The organism is Nocardia terpenica (genome assembly GCF_013186535.1).
Lineage (GTDB): Bacteria > Actinomycetota > Actinomycetes > Mycobacteriales > Mycobacteriaceae > Nocardia > Nocardia terpenica.
Window position 1 is genome coordinate 1,773,574 of sequence record NZ_JABMCZ010000002.1, and the last position, 14,131, is coordinate 1,787,704.

The following is a 14,131-nucleotide window of genomic DNA, read 5'->3' on the forward strand; positions in this document are numbered from 1 at the left end:
CGTCAGCCTAACGAACCCGATTCGGTCGCGTCCGCACCCGCGTACGCGCCGTCCTTCGGCCAGGCCAGGCGGGTCTTGCGGCGGCGGCCCCGCAGCTGGACCTCGTCGCCGGACCGCCAGAACCGCTGTTCGTGCTCGTCGGCGAAATACAGTGCGCTACCGGACGCCAGCACCCGTCCGGAATGGTCCTTCGCCAACTCCGTCAGCCGGGACGCCTCGTTGACCGGATCGCCGATCACCGTGTATTCGAATCGGTTCGCCGCGCCGATATTGCCCGCCACCGCCAGGCCCGCGGACACGCCGATACCGATATCCAGGCCGGGCACCTCGCGCAGCGCCTCGCGCAGTTCGCGGGCGGCGGCCAGCGCGGCGGTCGGTGCGTCCGGACGGTCCAGCGGCGCACCGAAAATGGCGAGCGCGGCGTCGCCGACGAACTTGTTGATCAGGCCGCTGTGCCGGTCGACCACGTCGACGACGATCCGGAAGAACTCGTTGAGCAGGCTGACCACCTCGGTCGGCGGGCGCTCGGCGGCGGTCGCGGTGGACCCGACCATATCGACGAACAGCACGGCCACGAACCGGGTTTCGCCGCCCAGCTCGGTGCCGTACTCCAGGGCGCGGCGCGCGACCTCCTCGCCGACGTGCTGGCCGAACAGCTCCTGTAACTCGCGGCGCTGCGCGGCCTCCTCCATCATGCGGTTGAAACCGACCTGTAGCAGCCCGATCTCGCTGCCGTCGAACACCTCCACCTGTACGTCGTGGGCGCCCTCCTGGACCCGGTCGATGGCGCGGGACAGCTGGCGCACCGGATCGGAGATGCTCGAGCCGGTCAGCATCGACAGCGCCAGCGCCTGCATGATCACCACGCCGCACAGCAGCAGGATCGACACCGCCAGCGACCGCCCGGAGAACTGCACCTGCGAGGTGATCTCGGTGACGCACAGCAGCACGATCGCGATGGTCGGCGCGAAAGTGCCCATGCCCCAGGTCATCGCCATCCGGGTGCCGACGCCCGGGGTGAGGGTGTGGTCGAAGGTGCCGGTCTGCAACGCGTGCGCCGCGACCGGGCGCAGGATCCGCTCGCCCAGCATGTAGGTGAAGCCGAACACGATGGTGGCGGCCATGCATTCGGTGACGATGATCGCACCCGCCAGCTGCGGGGAGTCCACGATGATGGTGGCGGCCAGGATCGCGCCGCCGATCAGCCACAGCGCCAGATGCACGATGGACTGCCGCAGCGGGGCGTGCAGCGCGGCCATCTGCTCCTGCCGGCTGGGCGGGCCGCCGCGCAGCTGCCAGCGCATGACCGGGCGCAGCATGAGCGCCGACGCGGTCATGCTGAGCGCCCCGCCGACCACGAAGATCAGCACCGGGACCAGCAGCCCGGTGCGCCGCACGCCGGTCGGCGTGCCCTCGGGCGAGGGCAGACCGTACTGGATGAACGCATACACCAAAATCGCACCGAAGGCATTGGCCGCCAACATCGATGCGAGGTACAGCGGCCAGCGCGTTCTCATGGTCTGTTTGACCGCTTCCAGAGGCGCTGACACGATCACCAATCTAGCGTTCCGCCCCACACCCAACCCGCCCCGCATCAGCCCCCCATCGCCCCGTCCCCCACCGCCGACCCTCCCCACCTCACCCCCACGACCCCGCCCCCGCCACCCTGCCGATCCCGGCACACCATCCTTGCCCGTCCCAGCGCGCTACTCTCGCGATCCGGGCGTGCCGTCCTTGCCCGTTCCGGCGCGCTACCGTCGCGATCCCGCCGCGCTACCCTCCGTCCATCCCGGCATGTCGCGCCACCCTCGTCATCCCGGCAGGCTTTTGGGTGGGATCGGCGCGTCGGGCGTGTGTTGGTCGGTGAGTCGGCGGTTAGGCTCGCGGCCGTGAGTGAGCGGAGCGTGGAGAAGGGCGGTCGTGGCCGGGGCTCGGGGCGGGCGGCCGACGCTGTGCATCCGCTGGTGCGGCAGGCTGCGGAGTGGTGTTGGCGGCTGCTGGTTATTTTTGTGGCGGTGTTGGCCGTTGCTCATGTTGCGCACCGGCTCACCACCGTGATCATTCCGCTGGCGCTCGGGCTGCTCGCGGCCGCGCTGCTGTCCCCGCTGGTGGACTGGGTGCAGCGGCTGGGGCTGCCGCGTGGGATCGCGGTGTTCGTGGTGCTGTTGGGGTCGCTCGGGTTACTCGCGGGGGTCTTCACCTTCGTCATCGAGCAGTTCGTCACCGGCGTGCCGCAGCTGACCGACGAATTCAAGACCAGCATCCACGACGTGCAGGACTGGCTGATCAACGGGCCGCTGCACCTGAGCAACGATCAGATCCGCAATGCGGGCAACACCATCATCAAAACCCTGGAGTCCAACCAGCAGTCGCTGACCAACGGCGCGCTCACCACCGCCGCGGTGATCGGGGAATTCCTCACCGGCACCTTCCTGACGCTGTTCATCCTCATCTTCTTCCTCTACGGCGGCGATCAGATCTGGGAGTTCGTGACCCGGATCGTCCCGACGCCGCAGCGGCCCCGGGTGCGCACCGCGGGGCGGCTGGGCTTCGGCACGCTGATCGGCTTCGTGCGGGCGACGGTCGTGGTGGCCGCGGTGGACGCGATCGGCATCGGCACCGGGCTGGCGCTGCTGTCCGTGCCGCTGGCGTTGCCGCTGGCCTCGCTGGTGTTCCTCGGCGCGTTCATTCCGATCATCGGATCGCTGCTGGCCGGGTCCATCGCGGTGTTCCTGGCGCTGATGACCAAGGGCTGGGTCGTCGCGCTGGCGGTGCTCGGCGTCACCGTCGCGGTTATGCAGTTGGAAAGCCATGTGCTGCAACCGCTGCTGCTGGGCCGCGCGGTGCGGATCCATCCGCTGGCGGTGGTGCTGGCGATCACCGCGGGCGTGGTGACGGCGGGCATCGCGGGCGGTCTGCTGGCGGTGCCGTTCGTGGCGGTGATGAACACCGCGATCCGCTCGCTGCTGGCCGACGACCCGCAGGAGCGGTATCAGGAGCTCAATACCGGGGAACCCGGGGAGCCGATGTTCCACGCGGACCCCGACAGTCCCGAGCGCGGACGCTACGAGGCGCATGAACCGGCTTCCGACGCAACCGATTCCGAGGATTCCGGCAACGATCCGACACCGGCCGACTAGAACGGCGGGGCGGCGGGCGGCTCGTCGAACTCAGGGATTGCCCTGATGTGCGGGGGCGCCGATATCGGTAGCCTCGATGACATGGGTGGTGAGACGTCTTCCACCCCCGGTGTGCGGCCCGAGTCGCCGGGCGGGGGTGCGGTGGGTGATCGGGATCTGCGGGTGTCCGACACCGAACGCGAACATGTCGGCACGCTGTTGCAGCGCGCGGTCGGGCTCGGCATGCTCTCGCTCGGCGAGTTCACCGAGCGGATGGATACCGCGCTCGCGGCCAAGACCCGCGGCGAGCTGAACGCGGTCCTCGTCGATCTGCCGGGCATCCGGCTCGCGGGGCAACCGCAGCCGCAGGCCGCGCCGCCACCGTATACCCGCCCGCAGTACGCGAATCCGCGCTACGCCCGGTCGCCGCGGCCGGCGTCGGACGGCTCGGTCATCGCGCCGCGGATGTCCTCCGCGACCCGCAAGGGCCGCTGGCAGGTTCCGCCCTCGATGGCCGTCAACAGCTTCATGTCGTCGGTGACGCTCGATTTCACCCAGGCGATCATGTCCACGCAGGTGGTGGAGATCCGGGTCGACGACGTCTTCAGCTCGCTCACCCTGATCCTGCCGCCGGAGGCGACGGTCGATCTGAACAATGTGGAGCTGATCGGGTCCAGCGCCAACACCAAGGTGCGCACCGGTCCGCCGATGGGCCCGCTGCACGTGGTGGTGCACGGACGGCTGCGATTCGGGTCGGTGACGGCCAAGCACACCCTCGGCGCGCAGTGGCGCCGCCTGATGTCCGGCTTCTGAGCCCGGTATCGTCTCGATCATGGTGAGCGAGGCGAGCCGACCGGAACCGAATTACCGTGCCGGACGCGGAGAGCCGGTCGTGCTGTTGCACGGGCTGCTGCTCACCTGGGAGTCCTGGGGCGCGGTACTCGACGAATTATCCGGCGATCACACGGTTTTCGCGCCGACGCTGCCCGGCCACCGGGGCGGCCCACCCGCCCGGCACCCGGAAACCCTCGCCGCCCTCACCGACTTCGTGGCCGCCGCGATGGACGAGAACGGCTGGCGCACAGCCCATCTGGTAGGCAATTCCCTGGGCGGCTGGCTGGCGCTGGAGCTGGCGGCGCGCGGTCGCGCCCGATCGGTCACCGCCATCGCCCCCGCCGGAATGTGGGACTCGGACGCACAGGCGGGCGCCCGACTGATTCGCAAGTTCCGCGCCTTCGCCCCCATGATCGGCATCGGCCCCGGCGGAACCGGCCACTCGATGGTCCGCAGCCTGGTGGTACCCCTACTGGCCCACCACCCCGCCCTGGTCCCCAACCGCCTCGCCACCGCCGTCTCGGCCGCCCCCGCGCACTGCACCATCATCGACGACCTAGCCGAAGACGCCGCCCTGACAACGGGTTTCACCCGATTCGACGACATCGACGCGCCGACCACACTACTGTTCCCCGAACACGACCGAGTACTCCCACCCCGCTACCACACCCGCGCCACGGCCCTCCCCACCATAGATGCCCGCACCCTCCCCGACGTGGGCCACGTCCCCATGCTCGACGCGCCCACCCTGATCACCACCGAAATCCGCACCACCATCGCCCGCGCCGAACGCGCCGCCGCCGGGTGATCACTCGCGGTTTTGGCGGCGGAGTAGCTCGTTCACGCTGACGGTGCGGCCGGTGCTGCGGTGCTTGCCCTCGTCGTCGGGCTGCTGCGGGGGCTGGGGCTGCTGGTCGGGGCGGCGACGGGAGGAGCGTAGGTCGGCCATCCACTTTTCGATGCTGCTGCGGCTGGTGTCTTGCGCCTCGGCCGGGCTCGGCTGCTCAGAGGCAGGGGCAGCCGGGGGTGCGGGCGGTGCCGGGGCGGGGGCGACGGCCTGCTCGGGGGCGGGCTCGTCGTGTGGCTGGTACCGCTGGGCGCGGGTTGCCGGATGCGGGGGGACCTTCGCCGGTTTCGGCGGGAGCACCCGCGGGGTGGTGCCGACGGGGGCCGTCGGGGCCGCCGAATCCGTTGTGTCCGCAGGGCTTTGCGGATCATCCTGCGAAACCGTGCGGGGCGGGACCGATGGCCGCGACACCTGCGGGGTGGAGATGGTCGGCGTGAGCGTGGGCCGGTCGATCGCGGTCGGCTCGTCGGGTTCGCTCGCCGCCGGGCCGGGCTGCGGCGCGATCACCCCGGCCTCGAGGTCGACCGAATGTGCCTGTGGCGCGGCCGATCCGGAGACGGTCGGAATGGTGAAGGAGTGCGGGGCCCGCGACCCGGTCTCGGTGGTGATCGAGTACGCCAGCGGCGGATTCGCCCCGGGGCCGGGCAGATCGGAGCCGGGCTCGGCGGGGGCCGAATACGCCTGCGGCGCATCCGATCCGAGCGAGATCGAGGACGAGCGGGCCTGCGGTCCGCTCGATCCCTGCGATGTCGGCCCGAATTCGGTGGAGCCGGGGTGCGGCGCGCTCGATCCCGGCTCGGCCGAACCGTTTTCCGGGCTCGGCGAATGTTCCTGCGGGCCAGCCGGTTTCGAGTTGGTGTCCGACTGGGGAAGCGGGACGCCCGGCGGTAATACCCGCGACTTGCCGCGACCGGCGGGCGGCTGCGGGGCCGGGGGTTCGGGCGCCGGATCGACGGCCCGCTCCTCCGTCGCCGGGGTCGCGGTCAGCTGCTCGGTCGGGGCCTCGGGGTCGACATGGCGAATGAACCTGGCGCGCTTGGGCTTTCGCGCGGGCTTGGCGGGGGTGCCGTCGGGCAGCATGGGGATCTGCATGGTCACCGGGTCGGTCACCGGGGTGGTCTTCACCAGGTCGACCAGGCCGTCGCTGCCGGGGCGCTCGTCGGCCAGGGTGATCTCGCCGAGGCCGATCTTCTGCTGCATCTTCTTCATCCAGCGCGGCGCCCACCAGCAGTCGTCGCCGAGCAGCTTCATGGTCGCGGGCACCAGCAGCATGCGCAGCACGGTGGCGTCGATGAACAGCGCCGCCATCATGCCGTAGGCGATGTACTGCATCATCACCAGATCGGAGAAGGCGAACGCGCCCACCACGACCAGCAGGATCAGCGCGGCCGCGGTGATGATGCGGCCGGTCTGCGCGGTGCCGATGCGCACCGCCTCGGTGGTGCTCGCGCCCTGGGCGCGCGCCTCCACCATGCGCGACATGAGGAAGACCTCGTAGTCGGTGGACAGACCGTAGATCACCGCGATGATCAGGATCAGCACCGGCGACATGATCGGCTGCGGCGTGAAGTTCAGCAGCCTCGCGCCGTGACCGTCGACGAAGATCCAGGTCAGAATGCCCAGCGTGGAGCCGAGCCCCAGCGCGCTCATCAGCGCCGCCTTGATCGGCAGCACCAGCGACCCGAACGTCAGGAACATCAGGAACGTCGTGACGAACAGGACGATCGCGATCATCAGCGGGAAGCGATCCAGCAGCGCGTCGACGCTGTCCTTCTGGACCGCGGCCTGGCCGCCGACCAGCACCTGCACGTCGTCGGGGACGTTCATCGACCGCAGGTAGTCGATGGTCGCGTCGGCGTTGTCGGGGTCCTTCAGCGTGGTCTGGGTTTTCCACACGTTCGAGCCCGAGGGCGGCGCGCCCGGGGTGGAGAACGGCTGGACCAGGCCGGGAGCCTTGCCCGCCTCCTTGATGATCGAGCCGATCTCGGAGGTGTTGTTCGTGACGATCACCAGCTGGATCGGGTTGGTGCGCCGAGTCGGGAACAGCTTGTCGAACTCCTGCTGCGCCAGCCGGGTCGAATTGTTCGGCGGCAGATAGGTTTCGCTGATGCCGCCGAACTTCAGGTTCTTCACCGGGATGATCAGCAGCAGCAGGATGATGCACAGCGGGATCGCCACCTTCAGCGGATGCTTCATCACCCACTGGGTGCTGCGCCCCCAGAAGCCGTTCTCGACCTCCTCGGCGGTCTTGGTCTTGCGGAACCACTTGAGCCCCAGCATGTCCACGCGCTTGCCGAGGATGCTCAGGATGGCCGGGAGAATGGTGATCGAGGCCAGCGCGGCCAGCAGCACCGTCGCGATGGTGCCGTAGGCCACCGACTTCAGAAAGCCCTGCGGGAACAGCAGCATGCCCGCGCTGGCCGCGATGATCATGATGGCCGAGAAGGTGACCGTGCGGCCCGCGGTCATGACCGTGCGGCGCACCGCCGTCCGGGTGTCGTAACCCTCGGCCAGTTCCTCACGGAACCGGCTCACGATGAACAGGCCGTAGTCGATCGCCAGGCCCAGGCCGATCATCGACACCACCGCGCCGACGAACGAGTTCACCTCGGTGAAGTTGGTGATGGTCCGCACGATGCCGTTCGCGCCGACCACGGTGAGGCCACCGACGATCAGCGGCAGCGCCGCGGCCACCACACCGCCGAAGATGAAGAACAGCAGCACCGCCACGGCCGGGACGGCGAGCATCTCCATTCGCTTCTGGTCGGTGGAGATGGTGTCGTTCAGCGTGCCCGAGACCGCCTGCAGGCCGGCGACCTGCACGTTCACCCCGGGAATGTCGAAGACCTTCTCGGTGGAGACCGTGCGGAAGTTGTTGACCGTGGTGGTGTCGTTGTCGCCCTTGATCTCCACCGCCGCGAAGGCGACCTTCTTGTCCGGCGTCGCCAGCAGCGAGGACACCGTGGTGGTGGGGCTGTTCACCCGCCAGTAGGAGGCGAAGATCCCGCCGATCTGGTTCGGGTACTTGGTCAGCAGCCCGTTGAGCGAGTTGGTCACCGCGCTGCTGAACTGCGGATCGTCGACCGTCTTCCCGTCCGGCGCGGTGTACAGCAGGATCACGTCGCCGGAGTGGTCGCGCCCGTAGGTCGCGTCGAGCATCTGTGCCGCCCGCGACGCCTGCGAATTCGGATCGTCCCACCCGCTGGAGCTGAGGTGATGTTCCACACCGAACCCGTACGCGCCCAAGCCGAGCAGCGCGGCCACCATGACGCCGAGGACGGCGTACCGCAACCGATAGACCAGGTCGCCCCAGCGGGTGAACACTAAGCGACTCCTTGTGCGGGGCGGGATGTGAGCAGGGCCGACAGCGGTCGGAAGGGCTGCAGCCAGGCCCCCTCTTCGGGCAGCGAGTCGAGGCTCACCCGGGGCAGCGGCTCGCGGAAGACGCCCGGGATGTCCTCGAGATCGATGAATTCGAGGATATCGGACGTGACCGCCCAACTCGCATGCTCGCGGAATCCCAGCACCTGAACCGGAATCCCGCTCGCGGCGATCTCCTCGAGCGGTTCGCGGAACGCCTGACCGTCGGCGGAGGCGACCATGATTCCGGCCAGTCCCGCGCCGCGGCGGCGTAACTCGATGTGCGCCAGCATGTCGCTGTCGACATCGGAGTCCTCGTCGATCTTGGGCTTGGCGAAGACCGCGTAGCCGACGTTGCGCAGCGCCTCCACCCACGGCCGCACCACATCGGCGGTGCCGGGCGCGATATTGGTGAATACGGTGGCCTCGGGTTCGACCCGCTGCACGCTGCCGACCGACAGCTCCGCGGTGCGGGCCAGCAGCCAGCGGCCGAGCGCGTCGAAGCGCGGGCGGTACGCGGCGGTGGGCCGCCCGCCGAGGATCGCGCCCAGACCCATGTCGAGGTTGGGGGCGTCCCAGACCAGCAGGACCCGCCGTACCTCCGAACCGCTCGAACCCGCGGGGGAGTTCCCGTGAATCGGGCCCGAGGCGGAGCCGTGCATTATGTCGGCAACATCCATGACCTCCGGGGACACCTCACTCACACTCATGCGTCGATCTTCCCCCAAATGAACTCCGTGATGGCGCTTCCGGCCCGATGCGCCTTGCCTTCGAATTTGGTCACCGGGCGATCGAAGCCGATGGGGGCGGTGGCGCGGAAGGTCTCCGGATCGCCTCCGGTGACCTCGTTCATGCCGATGAGCTGCGGTTCGCCCGCGCCGACCTCGGCAATATGCTCGGCGTAACCGGCGTGGTCGGTCGCCACGTGCAACACGCCGCCCGGGCGTAGCCGACTCGCGATGAGCGCCATCGTCTTCGGCTGTAACAGTCGGCGCTTGTGGTGTCTGGCCTTCGGCCAGGGGTCCGGGAAGAAGACGCGAACGCCGGTCAGCGAATTTTCGGCAATCATGTGCTCGAACACGTCGACGGCATCGCCGCGCAGCAGCCGGACGTTCTCGATGCCCTCCCGCTCGACGCGCTGCACCAGCTGCGCCAGGCCGGGCTTGTAGACCTCGATGCCGATCAGATCGAACTGCGGTTCGGCCTGGGCCATGGCGGCGGTCGCGGTGCCGGTGCCGCAGCCGATCTCGACGATCAGCGGGGCCTCGCGGCCGAACCAGGCGGCGGCGTCGAGCCGGTCGTCGGAGACCTCGCGTCCGATGCGCGGCCAGGTGCGCTCCCAGGCTTGCTGCTGGGAAGCCGTCAGTGCGCCGCGCCGCGACCGGAAGCTGGTCACGCGCGGATACAGGCGGGATCCGGTCGGACGCCCCGGGCCCCCGTCGGCCGGGCTGGAGACGGTGGACCGCGGCCCGGGAACTGACTCGGCAGTGTGGTTCGCGGCGTCGTTCACGGCGTCCATTGTCCAGTATTCGATGATCAGCGCAGCAATCGACCGCGTGATCCGCCCGGATTGGCGGGTCAGGCGGCCAGGCCGCGGGCCGGGCGCCCGACCGGCTCGGAGTCCTGGCGCAGGGGGCGGCCGAGGACGATACGTGTTGCCGTACCGGCCATTTGGAGCAGGCCGCGCCAGCGCGCCGGGGAGGCCGCGACGGACCACACGGTCCGCGTTGTGGTGTCGGCCACGGGCAGTCCGGCGATCCGGTCGGCCAGCCAGTCCAGCGACAGCGGGGTGGCCAGCGGCAGCAGCGAGAAATGGTCGCTCAGCCGGTCGCGCACGTAGGTGACGCTGGCGCCGCCGCGGCGGTAGCGCTCGACCTGGCCGTCGACGCCGTCGGCCGCGATGATCTGGTCGTGCACCGGCTGCACCACCAGCACCGGGCAGCGCGGCGCGGTGCCGCCCAGGCGCAGGTCCGCGAACATGGCCCGCATCTCCGGTTCGGACAGAATCTCGGCGAGCGGCCGATCGAGGTAGTCGTCGACATTGCGGAACGCCAGCCGGGGCAGCGCGAGAATCGGCGCCATCCGGGCGGCCTCGTCGATCAGGCGCTGCCCGGCGGGGGTGAGGTTCTCGGCGATCACGCGGCCGAGCGCCGGGTACACGGTGCGCAGGGCGGCGATGACAATGGCCGGGAAGCCCGCGAAGCGGCCGCCGTTGAGCCGGGCGAACACCTGCTCGGGATCGCCGACCGGGGCGCCGAGCACCGCGCCGACGATATCGAGTTCGGGCGCGTAGGACGGGGCCATCTCCACCAGCCAGGAACTGGCCATGCCGCCGCCGGAGTAGCCCCACACCGCGATCGGGGTGTGCGGGTGCAGGCCGAGCGGCGCGAATCGCAGTGCGGCCCGGACGCCGTCGAGGCTGCGGTAGCCGGGTTCGCGGGGCGCGCCGAAATTGCCGTGCGGGCCTTCGTGATCGGCGATGCTCACCGCCCAGCCGCGGCGCAGCGCATTGGCGACCACCAGCCATTCCCACTGGGTGATGGACCCGAACGCGGCGGCGCCCGCGCGCAGCGCATAGGAGGGCGCGCAGCGGTCGGCGACGGCATCGATCGCGGATTGGAAGGCCAGCAGCGGGCGGTCGGCGGCGGGGTCGGCGTCGGCGGGCAGCAGCACGGTGGTGACCGCGGCCTCGGGGCGGCCGTTCAGGTCGGTGCTGCGATAGAGCAGCTGCCAGGCCGAAACCTGCTGCGGGATCACGCCGAGCAGGCCGATCCGGACCGGACGGCTGCGCAGGACGGCGCCCGGGGCGTGCGCGGCCAGGTCGGCGGGCGGGCGGAGGAACGGGTCCCGTGCGGGCGGGAGCGGGCGGGTCGATCCGGTAGTACCGACCGGCCGCACCGGATCGGTCGTCTGGATGACGTCGACGATGACGGTCATCTCAACCTCCTTCGTGTCCCGGCGCGCCCGGGTGCGTCGCACATCGGGGGTGCCGATCGCATCAGGGTAGGTGAGCGCACAGCCGTCCGGGAAGCAGGCGGCCATCGAATTATGGTGGCGCACAGTGCAACCCGTAAAAGCACATGGTCGATTCCCGTTGCTTCGATGTGAGCTACCCCACACTGCGGTCTTTCGGGGCGGCGGCGGGCTTCGGTGGTCCGTGCCCACACGACCGCCCCGTTTCTGCGAGAATTGCGCGCCGGAAGGGGGAAACCAGTGCCGACCGCCACCGCATCGCCGGGACTCGACCGGCTGATCGCCGCGCTGCGGGAAGACGATCCGCGGATCGCCGACGCCGTGGCGGCGGCCGCCGGGAATTGGCACGGGCCGTTGCGCATTCAGGTGACGGGCCGGGCGCGGGCGGGCAAGAGCACGGTGCTGCGGGCCTTGGCGCTGGCGTCGGCCCGCGAGACCGGACCGGTGGACGAGCCGGGCGCCCCCGATCCGGAACTCGACGGCGACATCGTGATCTACGTGCTGTCGGCGGCGGCGCATCCGGCCGATCGGCGCATCCTGGCCACCCTGCCCGCGGAACGCACGCTGGTGCTGCTGAACAAGGCCGACGCCATCGGCTCCCGCTGGGCCGACGCGGTCGCCGCGGCCGAGCGCTACACCGACGAACTGGGCATCGCCACGCTCCCGGTGGTCGCCGCGCTGGCCGCGGGCACCCGCGCGGGCGCCCCGAGCGAGACCGACCTGCGGACCCTGCGCGCGCACCTGGACCGCGCCGATTCGTCGTTCACGCTGTCGCCGGAGTTGTTCACCGCGCCGACCGCCGGGCCGGATGTGGCCGAGCGGCAGGCGATTCTGGACCGCTGGGGCCTGCACGGCGCGGCCTGCCTGCTGACCGCGCTGCGGCACGACCCCGAACTGCGGCCGCAACCGCTGCTGCACCTGCTGCACGCGGTCAGCGGCATCGAGGCGGTCCACGCGCTGCTGCGGCACCGCTGCGACCGGGCGGCGGCGCTGCGCGGCGGCGACCTCCTCGACGAGCTGACCCGGCTGGCCGCGCGGGCGATTCCGCGGGCGGACGGCCGGGCCCACGATCTGCTCGACGAGTACCTGGCCGGTGACGAGGCGCTGTGGCTGGCGCTGCACGCCGGTCTGGCCTGCCCGGATGTCGCGCACCTGGCCGCCGAATATTCCGGGCCGACCCCGGCCGACGCCGACGACGCGCTGGCCCGGGCGCAGCGCTGGCGGGCCGTGGTGGCGGGCGATGCGACGGCCGCCGCCCGCCGCGCCGCGATCCGCGTGCACAACGGGTACGTCCGGCTCTGGGAGCGGATGAGCAGTGCCGGACTCTGACCCGCCCGCGCCCCCGCCACCCGATGTCGACGCGGTGATCGCCCGCTGGAATCCGCAGGGTCACGCGTTGCTGCGCGCGCTGCCGACCACCGAAGGCTCTGCGGCGCAGGCATTGCCGGTGCAACTGATCGGCGTAGACGATATCGGCACCGCGCTGCTGCGGGCGGAGCTGGCGGGTCTGCAACCGCGAATCGAGTTGACCGATCCCATCGCCGATCTCCCGATGCCGCCGCACGATTCGGCGGAATCGGCATGCGGCACAACGGCTGTCGCGCTGCTGGTGCTCGATGCCGGTGCGACACTCGGCGCCACCACGCTGGACCTGGTGGCCCGGCTGCACGGTCAAGGGACGCGAATCATCTTCGCCGTCAACGGTATTCACGCACACGCCGAATGGCGCGCAGTGCTCGCCCGCGATCGCGAACTGCTGACCCCGGTCCTCGGGCACGAACCCGACCTGCTGCCGGTGTCGGCGCGAATGGCCGAGGCGGCCCGCGCTTCCGGCGATGCCGCGCTGCTCGACCGCTCCGGACTCGGCGCGCTGCATGCCCGCCTGACCGCGGCCGTCGGCGCGGACGGCGGGCAGGGCGGCCGGGCGGCGGTCCACGCTCGCGTCGTCGCCGAGACCCGGCAGCGCATTCTCGATCAGGCCGCCGCGCTGCGGTCCGGCGCGGCCGTCGCCCGGGTGCGTGAGGAGCGCGCGACGCTGCTCGCCGGTCGCGACGGCGGCCGCGCCCAGGCCATGTCGGTGCTGCGCAATCGGTTACATCTGGCTCGCGTCGACCTGCTGCACGAGGTCGGCGCCCGCATCCGCGCGCTGAACGCCGCCGCCAGAACCGAATTGGATCGACTCGGCCGCGGCGCGGCGCGCGGCTATCCGGCGCGGTTGCAGCGCTCGGTCGCCGACCTGACCGCCGAACTGGACGTGGCCCTCGCCCGACGGCTGACCGAATTGGCCCGGCAGCTGGAGGCGGTCGCCGATCCCGCGGCCGCCGCGGCGCTCGGCCCGCCGGGCGCCGATCCCGCGCCGCCGCTGGGCCCCGACCCGGAACCGCGCCACCGCGGCGTCGAGGACCACCTGATGGTCGCGCTCGGCGCCTCCGCCGGATTCGGCCTGGGTCGGCTGGTGGTCGCGCCGCTGTCGCTGGTCCCGGCCCTGGACTACGCGACGGTCCCGGTGACGCTGCTGCTCGGCGCGGGCGTGGCGTACTGGGTGGTCCGGGCCCGAGGGCACCTGGCCGATCGCGCGCATCTGCGGCAGTGGGTGTCCGACGCCCTGGTCAATGTCAAGGCCCAGCTCGAGCAGCGGGTGGCGACCGTGCTGGTGGAGGCCGAGTCTCAGCTGACCGAGCAGGTGGTGCGGGCCAGCACCGCGCGGGCGGTCGACATCGATCGCCGCGTCGCCGAGCTGGAAACCCGATTGCGGCAGCTCACGGCCCAGCAGCCCGCCCAACTCGCGGCGTGCGAGCGAGACCTGGCGGCGCTCGACGCGGCGGGGAAATGAGATTCGTCTCGAGCGCGCCCGGATTGCGTAACCGCGCGATTGAGGGACATCCCGAGCGGGTACCGAGTGAGCAACCCCATTCCGTACTGCGGGTCACACCGCGTTAACCTCTTTAACAAGGAAACCCTGGGCGTCCGCTTTCGCCTTGTACGCCGCCCAGCCGGG

10 protein-coding genes are annotated in these 14,131 nt (G+C 70.8%); 5 read left to right on the forward strand and 5 right to left on the reverse strand.

Features of this window, described 5'->3' with window-relative positions; genetic code table 11:
• Positions 1 to 2: 2 nt before the first annotated feature.
• The gene (locus HPY32_RS20035) at positions 3 to 1,517 is read right to left on the reverse strand and encodes an adenylate/guanylate cyclase domain-containing protein (protein WP_067579051.1); all 1,515 of its coding nucleotides are present in this window, start codon (positions 1,515 to 1,517) and stop codon (positions 3 to 5) included.
• Positions 1,518 to 1,952: 435 nt separating this feature from the next.
• Between HPY32_RS20035 and HPY32_RS20040 the strand changes: the two genes are divergently transcribed.
• The 3 genes from HPY32_RS20040 to HPY32_RS20050 all read left to right on the forward strand — a co-directional run bounded on the left by HPY32_RS20040 (position 1,953) and on the right by HPY32_RS20050 (position 4,761).
• On the forward strand, positions 1,953 to 3,140 hold the full coding sequence (locus tag HPY32_RS20040) for an AI-2E family transporter (RefSeq protein WP_067579049.1): 1,188 nt from the start codon (positions 1,953 to 1,955) through the stop codon (positions 3,138 to 3,140).
• A 141-nt stretch (positions 3,141 to 3,281) separates the two neighbouring features.
• Entirely contained in the window at positions 3,282 to 3,932 is a 651-nt protein-coding gene (locus tag HPY32_RS20045; RefSeq protein ID WP_067584665.1) for a DUF1707 SHOCT-like domain-containing protein, read from the forward strand.
• 19 nt (positions 3,933 to 3,951) lie between these two features.
• A complete protein-coding gene (locus HPY32_RS20050; RefSeq protein WP_067579047.1) occupies positions 3,952 to 4,761 on the forward strand; it encodes an alpha/beta fold hydrolase in 810 nt (269 codons plus the stop codon).
• Here HPY32_RS20050 and HPY32_RS20055 read toward each other — a convergent pair whose 3' ends face one another.
• Genes HPY32_RS20055 through HPY32_RS20070 form a run of 4 tightly spaced genes read right to left on the reverse strand, consistent with a single transcriptional unit; the run spans position 4,762 to position 11,097 of the window.
• The gene (locus HPY32_RS20055; protein WP_067579045.1) at positions 4,762 to 8,124 is read right to left on the reverse strand and encodes an MMPL family transporter; all 3,363 of its coding nucleotides are present in this window, start codon (positions 8,122 to 8,124) and stop codon (positions 4,762 to 4,764) included.
• Entirely contained in the window at positions 8,124 to 8,870 is a 747-nt protein-coding gene (locus HPY32_RS20060; protein ID WP_067579044.1) for an NYN domain-containing protein, read from the reverse strand. Before HPY32_RS20060 ends, HPY32_RS20055 begins: the two co-directional genes overlap by 1 nt.
• Positions 8,867 to 9,679 (reverse strand): tRNA (guanosine(46)-N7)-methyltransferase TrmB, encoded by an 813-nt coding sequence (gene trmB, locus HPY32_RS20065; protein WP_067579042.1) that lies wholly within the window; start codon positions 9,677 to 9,679, stop codon positions 8,867 to 8,869. Before trmB ends, HPY32_RS20060 begins: the two co-directional genes overlap by 4 nt.
• 59 nt (positions 9,680 to 9,738) lie before the next feature.
• Positions 9,739 to 11,097, reverse strand: a complete 1,359-nt coding sequence (locus tag HPY32_RS20070; RefSeq protein ID WP_067584662.1) for a lipase family protein — start codon at positions 11,095 to 11,097, stop codon at positions 9,739 to 9,741.
• 276 nt (positions 11,098 to 11,373) lie between these two features.
• Between HPY32_RS20070 and HPY32_RS20075 the strand changes: the two genes are divergently transcribed.
• Both HPY32_RS20075 and HPY32_RS20080 read left to right on the forward strand, forming a co-directional pair.
• Entirely contained in the window at positions 11,374 to 12,462 is a 1,089-nt protein-coding gene (locus tag HPY32_RS20075; protein WP_067579040.1) for a hypothetical protein, read from the forward strand.
• The gene (locus HPY32_RS20080; protein ID WP_067579038.1) at positions 12,449 to 13,966 is read left to right on the forward strand and encodes a hypothetical protein; all 1,518 of its coding nucleotides are present in this window, start codon (positions 12,449 to 12,451) and stop codon (positions 13,964 to 13,966) included. Before HPY32_RS20075 ends, HPY32_RS20080 begins: the two co-directional genes overlap by 14 nt.
• Positions 13,967 to 14,131: the final 165 nt, after the last annotated feature.